This window comes from Sphingomonas bacterium (assembly GCF_903643035.1).
Lineage (GTDB): Bacteria > Pseudomonadota > Alphaproteobacteria > Sphingomonadales > Sphingomonadaceae > Sphingomonas.
Genome location: NZ_CAHJWW010000177.1, coordinates 1 through 5,642, shown reverse-complemented (window position 1 = coordinate 5,642; position 5,642 = coordinate 1). Strand labels below are relative to the sequence as shown.

At 71.6% G+C, this 5,642-nt stretch carries 4 protein-coding genes and 2 pseudogenes; 4 read left to right on the top strand and 2 right to left on the bottom strand.

Features of this window, described 5'->3' with window-relative positions; all coding sequences use genetic code 11:
* From HUV01_RS11180 to gyrB, 4 genes and pseudogenes are all read left to right on the top strand, one after another.
* Positions 1-348 (top strand): annotated as a pseudogene (locus HUV01_RS11180) (DNA replication/repair protein RecF); the annotation flags it as partial.
* Between the two features lie 97 nt (positions 349-445).
* The gene (locus HUV01_RS11175) at positions 446-1,606 is read left to right on the top strand and encodes a M42 family metallopeptidase (RefSeq protein WP_174298329.1); all 1,161 of its coding nucleotides are present in this window, start codon (positions 446-448) and stop codon (positions 1,604-1,606) included.
* A 125-nt stretch (positions 1,607-1,731) separates the two neighbouring features.
* Positions 1,732-1,863, top strand: a complete 132-nt coding sequence (locus HUV01_RS15335) for a hypothetical protein (protein ID WP_302480048.1) — start codon at positions 1,732-1,734, stop codon at positions 1,861-1,863.
* A gap of 139 nt (positions 1,864-2,002) precedes the next feature.
* Positions 2,003-4,519 carry a DNA topoisomerase (ATP-hydrolyzing) subunit B gene (gene gyrB / locus HUV01_RS11170; RefSeq protein ID WP_174298328.1) on the top strand — a complete coding sequence of 839 codons (2,517 nt, stop codon included), beginning with the start codon at positions 2,003-2,005 and terminating at the stop codon, positions 4,517-4,519.
* A 33-nt stretch (positions 4,520-4,552) separates the two neighbouring features.
* Here gyrB and HUV01_RS11165 read toward each other — a convergent pair whose 3' ends face one another.
* Positions 4,553-5,434 (bottom strand): class I SAM-dependent methyltransferase, encoded by an 882-nt coding sequence (locus HUV01_RS11165; RefSeq protein WP_174298327.1) that lies wholly within the window; start codon positions 5,432-5,434, stop codon positions 4,553-4,555.
* Positions 5,431-5,642, bottom strand: a pseudogene (locus tag HUV01_RS11160) (threonine synthase); the annotation flags it as partial. The pseudogene HUV01_RS11160 and the gene HUV01_RS11165, both read right to left, overlap by 4 nt.

The following is a 5,642-nucleotide window of genomic DNA, read 5'->3' as shown; positions in this document are numbered from 1 at the left end:
CGGGGACGGCCGCGCGATGCCGCCGCCGGCCGCGCGCTCGTCGGCCCGCACCGCGACGACCTGCTCGTCACCCATGCGGAGAAGGACCAGCCGGCGGCGCTGTGCTCGACGGGCGAACAGAAGGCGCTGCTGCTGGGGCTCGTGCTGGCCCATGCCGCGCTGGTGGCAGAGCGGACCGGCCGCGCGCCGATCCTGCTGCTGGACGAGGTGGCGGCGCACCTCGATCCCGTCTGCCGCGCCGCATTGTTCGATCGGTTGCGGGGGCGCGGGCAGGTGTGGATGACCGGCACGGAGGCGGCGCTGTTCGCGGACGCGGGCGACGAGGCGACGCGCGTGGTGCTGGGATAGGGGAGGCGGGCAGGACTCTCGGGCGGGAGCAGGGCACATCGCGCTTGCGCGCCGCCGCGATAGCCGCTTCATGCGGGCTACCCGGAGGGAAATGCCCATGCATTCGATCGTCGTCCTTGCCGCATCGCTGATGGCGGCGATGCCCGTCGCCGCGCAGGACCGGCCGCCCGCGCCGCCGCGCGACGCGACGGAGCGGCTGCTCGCCACGCTCGCCGACGCGCCGGGGCCGTCGGGCTATGAGGAGGCGGTGCGCGCGATCATGGTGCGCGAGCTGGCGCCGCTCGCCGACCAGCTGAGCTACGACGGCGTCGGCTCGGTGATCGCGCGGGCGGGCAGGTCCGGCCCGCGGATCATGCTCGACGCGCACATGGACGAGCTGGGCGGCATGGTGCGGCGGGTGACGCCGACCGGCTTCCTGTCGATGCAGATGCTGGGCGGCTGGCTGGACCAGGCGCTGCCCGACCAGCGATGGATCATCATCGGCAGCAAGGGGCCGGTCGAGGCGGTGACGGGCATCCGCGACGTCCATGTCGTGTCCGCCGACGAGCGGACCCGCGTGTTCCCGCGCGAGTCGCTGTACCTCGACGTCGGCGCGAAGGACGCCGCCGGCGTCGCGGCGCTGGGCCTGTCGCCGGGCGACCCGGTGGTGCCGGACTCGCCGTTCGTCGCGCTGCCCGGCCGGCGCTATCTAGGCAAGGCGTGGGACGACCGGATCGGCTGCGCGGTGCTGATCGAGGCGCTGCGCCGGCTGAAGGCGGAGGGCCACCCCAACCAGCTGTTCGTCGCCGCGACCGTGCAGGAGGAGATCGGCCTGCGCGGCGCGCGCACCGCCGCCGATCTGGTGAAGCCCGACATCGGCATCGCGATCGAGGGTGGCATCACCGGCGACAGCCCCGGCCGCGCGCCGGAAGAGACGCAGGCGCGGCTCGGCGGCGGGCCGGGGCTGTTCCTGTACGATTCGAGCACCCTGCCCAACCGCCGCATGGTCGCGCTGGTGAAGGACGCCGCGCGCGCCGGGAACATCCCGCTCCAGCTCGACCTGGTGCAGGGCTATGGCGACGACAGCGCCGCGATCCAGGCGACCAACGGCGGCGTGCCGACGGTGAACCTCGTCGTCCCCGTGCGCTACACCCACGCGCACAACGGCATCGTCGACCGCGCCGACTTCGATCGCACGGTGGACCTCGTCGTGGCGCTGGTCCGGCGGATGGACTCAGGCGAGGTCGCGCGGCTGCGGAGCTTCGATCCGGCGGGGTGAGGGGCGACGGGCGGCGCGTCCGGACGTTCGCCGCTCACGACACCCCGCGGCCGGGCGCCGGAACCACCGCCGCGTGCCGACCGTCTCAGTCGCGCCCGCCAGTCCGCGGGCTTGGAGATCTTCTGGTGAAAATCGGTTCTGCCATCATCATGCTCGGCGTGATCGCCTCGACGGTCGTCGCCTCGGCCGCCGACGCGCGACTGTTCCACCGCCACCATCACCACGAAATGCATCATCGCCACATGCACCGTCGCTGACGGCTAGACAGACCCGGTGACGGGGCCAGGTGAAGGGGCTGGCGCGATCCAGCCCCCGATCCCGCCCGGGCGCGGCCGCACCGTCATCCACGGGGCCATTTCGCTTCCGTTCCGCTCTCCCGATCCCTATATCCTGCGCATGACGGATCCCACGCAGAACGAGTATGACGCCTCCTCGATCAAGGTGCTGAAGGGCCTGGACGCGGTGCGTAAGCGGCCGGGCATGTACATCGGCGACACCGACGACGGATCGGGCCTGCACCACATGGTGTTCGAGGTCAGCGACAACGCGATCGACGAGGCGCTGGCGGGCCATTGCGACCGGATCGACATCGCGCTGAACGCCGACGGATCGGTCAGCGTCACCGACAACGGCCGCGGCATCCCGACGGGCATCCACTCGGGTGAGGGCGTCTCGGCGGCGGAGGTCATCATGACCCAGCTGCACGCGGGCGGGAAGTTCGACAACACCAACGACGCCAACGCGTACAAGGTGTCGGGCGGGCTGCACGGCGTCGGCGTGTCGGTGGTCAACGCGCTGTCGGAGTGGCTGGACCTGACGATCTGGCGGGACGGCGAGGAGCATTACATGCGCTTCGCGCACGGCGACGCGGTCGCACCGCTGAAGCTCACCGGCCCGTCGGAGCCGGGGCAGAAGGGCACGCGCGTCACCTTCCTTCCCTCGCCCGCCACGTTCAAGATCACGGAGTTCGACTTCGACAAGCTGGAACACCGCTATCGCGAGCTCGCGTTCCTTAACTCGGGCGTCCGCCTGTTCCTGACCGACGCCCGCCACGCCCTTGAGGAGACGGGGGAGCCGCGCACCGTCGAGCTGTATTACGAGGGCGGGATCGCCGCCTTCGTGCGCTATCTGGACAGGGCCAAGCAACCGCTGTTCCCCGATCCGATATCGGTCGTGGGCAGCCGCGACGACGTGACGATTGAGGTCGCGCTGGAGTGGAACGACAGCTATTACGAGAACGTCCTCGCCTTCACCAACAACATCCCGCAGCGCGACGGCGGCACGCACATCGCCGCGTTCCGCGCCGCGCTGACGCGCACGCTGAACAACTATGCCGAGCGGTCGGGGATGCTGAAGAAGGAGAAGGTGTCGCTGACCGGGGACGACATGCGCGAGGGGCTGACCGCGATCGTGTCGGTGAAGCTGCCGGACCCCAAGTTCAGCTCGCAGACCAAGGACAAGCTGGTGTCCTCCGAGGTGCGCCAGCCGCTCGAAAGCCTGATGGCGGACAAGATGGCAGAGTGGCTGGAGGAGAACCCCGCCCACGCCCGCAGCATCATCGGCAAGGTGATCGACGCGGCCGCCGCGCGCGAGGCGGCGAAGAAGGCGCGCGAGCTGACCCGCCGCAAGGGGGTGATGGACATCGCCTCGCTGCCCGGCAAGCTCGCCGACTGCCAGGAGCGCGATCCCGCGAAGTCCGAGCTGTTCCTGGTCGAGGGCGACAGCGCCGGAGGCTCGGCGAAACAGGGGCGCAACCGCCTGTACCAGGCGATCCTGCCGCTGCGTGGCAAGATCCTGAACGTCGAGCGCGCGCGGTTCGACCGGATGCTGGCGTCGCGCGAGATCGGCACGCTGATCCAGGCGATGGGCACGGGCATCGGCCGCGACGACTTCAAGCTGGACAAGCTGCGCTACCACAAGATCGTCATCATGACGGACGCCGACGTCGACGGCGCGCATATCCGCACGCTGCTGCTGACGTTCTTCTATCGCCAGATGCCCGAGGTCATCGCGGCGGGGCACCTCTTCATCGCGCAGCCGCCGCTCTACAAGGCGACGCGCGGTCGCTCGGAAGTGTACCTCAAGGACGATGCCGCGCTCGACGAGTATCTGGTGGAGAATGGCGTTGCCGCGACGGTGCTGGAGGCGGCGGGCGGCGCGCGGTCGGGCGCCGACCTGCGCGCGCTGGTCGACCATGCGCGGCGGATGCGCACGCTGATGCGCTACGTCCCGCGGCGCTATGATCCCGTCATCATCGAGGGGCTGGCGCTCGGCGGCGCGCTGGCGCCCGACCTGTCGCGCGACGATCGGACGGCGCGCGTCGGCGAGGTGACGAGGCGGCTCGACGGCGGCGATGCCGACGCGCGCTGGTCCGCCGAGGTGACGGTGGAAGGGGGCATCCACTTCCAGCGTCGGTGGCGCGGCGTGACCGACCACCACATCATCGAGGCGGCGTTCCTCGTGTCGGCGGAGGCGCGCAAGATGCACGCGCTGGCGACCGAGCAGGCGGACGCCTTCGCGCAGCCGGGCAAGCTGGTCTCGTCGCGCAACGCCCCGCCGGTGGAGATGCCGGTCGATGCGGTCGCGACCGACGAGCAGGGCGAGGAGACGATCGCCCAGCCGGTGGGCAAGGGCGAGGCGCTGGTCGCGCGCCCGTCGCAGCTGCTCGACGCGATCCTGGCGTCGGGCCGCAAGGGCCTAGCGATCCAGCGGTACAAGGGGCTGGGTGAGATGAACGCCGAGCAGCTGTGGGAGACGACGCTCGACCCGTTCAACCGGTCGATGCTGCGCGTGACGGTCGACCAGGCGGACGTGGCGGACGAGATCTTCACGCGGCTGATGGGCGACGTGGTGGAACCCCGGCGCGAGTTCATCCAGGACAATGCCCTGTCGGTCGCCAACCTGGACGTATAGCGCCGCCCCTTCCGCCGGGCGCGGGCGGCGGCGTCAGCGCCGCCACCGCGCCCAGATCGCGGTCGGCAGGATCAGGCCGCGCGCCTCCTCGCGGACGCCGAGTTCGCCCGCCTCGACGGTGCCGGGCAGGTCCGCGAACGCCTGGGCGAGCAGTTCGCGGAGCGCCAGCGCGCTCATCCTGACGGCGTAGACGGTCAGGAACAGGAAGCGCGACTCGGCGTCCAGCAGCCGGCGGCATCCCGCGATCAGCGGCGCCAGATCCGCTTCCAGTCGCCAGACCTCGCCTTCCGGCCCGCGTCCGTATTTGGGCGGGTCGAGCAGGATGCCGTCGTAGCGCCGCCCGCGCCGCCCCTCGCGCGCGACGAACCTGGCCGCGTCGTCGACCAGCCAGCGGATCGGCGCGTCGGCCAGACCCGACAGCCGGGCGTTGGCGCGCGCCGCCTCGACCGATTTCCGCGACGCGTCGACATGCGTCACCCGGGCGCGCCCCGCTATTTTGGCCGCCGCCAGCGCCAGGCTGCCGACGCCGGTATAGCCGAACAGGTTGAGGCAGTCCGGGCTGTCCGTTCCCGCAAGCGCGGCCCGTGCCCAGTCCCACACCGGCGCCATGTCGGGGAAGAAGCCCAGGTGGCGGAACGGCGTCGCCTGAGCGGTGAACCGCGCCTCGCGCCACGCGAGCGGCCAGCCGCCGGCCGGGACCGGACGCCCATGGACCCAGCGTCCGCCACCCTCGTCATCGGCGCCGGGCACGAACTCGCCGTCCGCTTCCCAGTCGGCGGCGGCGGGCGCCCACATCGCCTGCGGCTCGGGGCGGATGAAGCGAAGCGGACCATAGCGTTCGAGCTTGCGGCCGTGGCCTGAGTCGACGAGGCCATAGTCCGCCCACGGCTCGCCGACGAGCGTCTCCAGCCTCATGCCCGGCGCGGGACCGCCCGCTCGGCAATGTAGCCGGTGACGGCGGCGAGCGTCGCGGGTAGCGTGTCGTAGCGTTCCGCCCGGTCGAACAGGTCGGCGAGGCGCGGGGGCAGCGCGGGGCGGATGCCGGTCGCCGCCTCCACCGCGTCGGGGAACTTGGCGGGGTGCGCGGTCGCGAGCGTCACCACGGGCACGCCGTCGCCAGGCG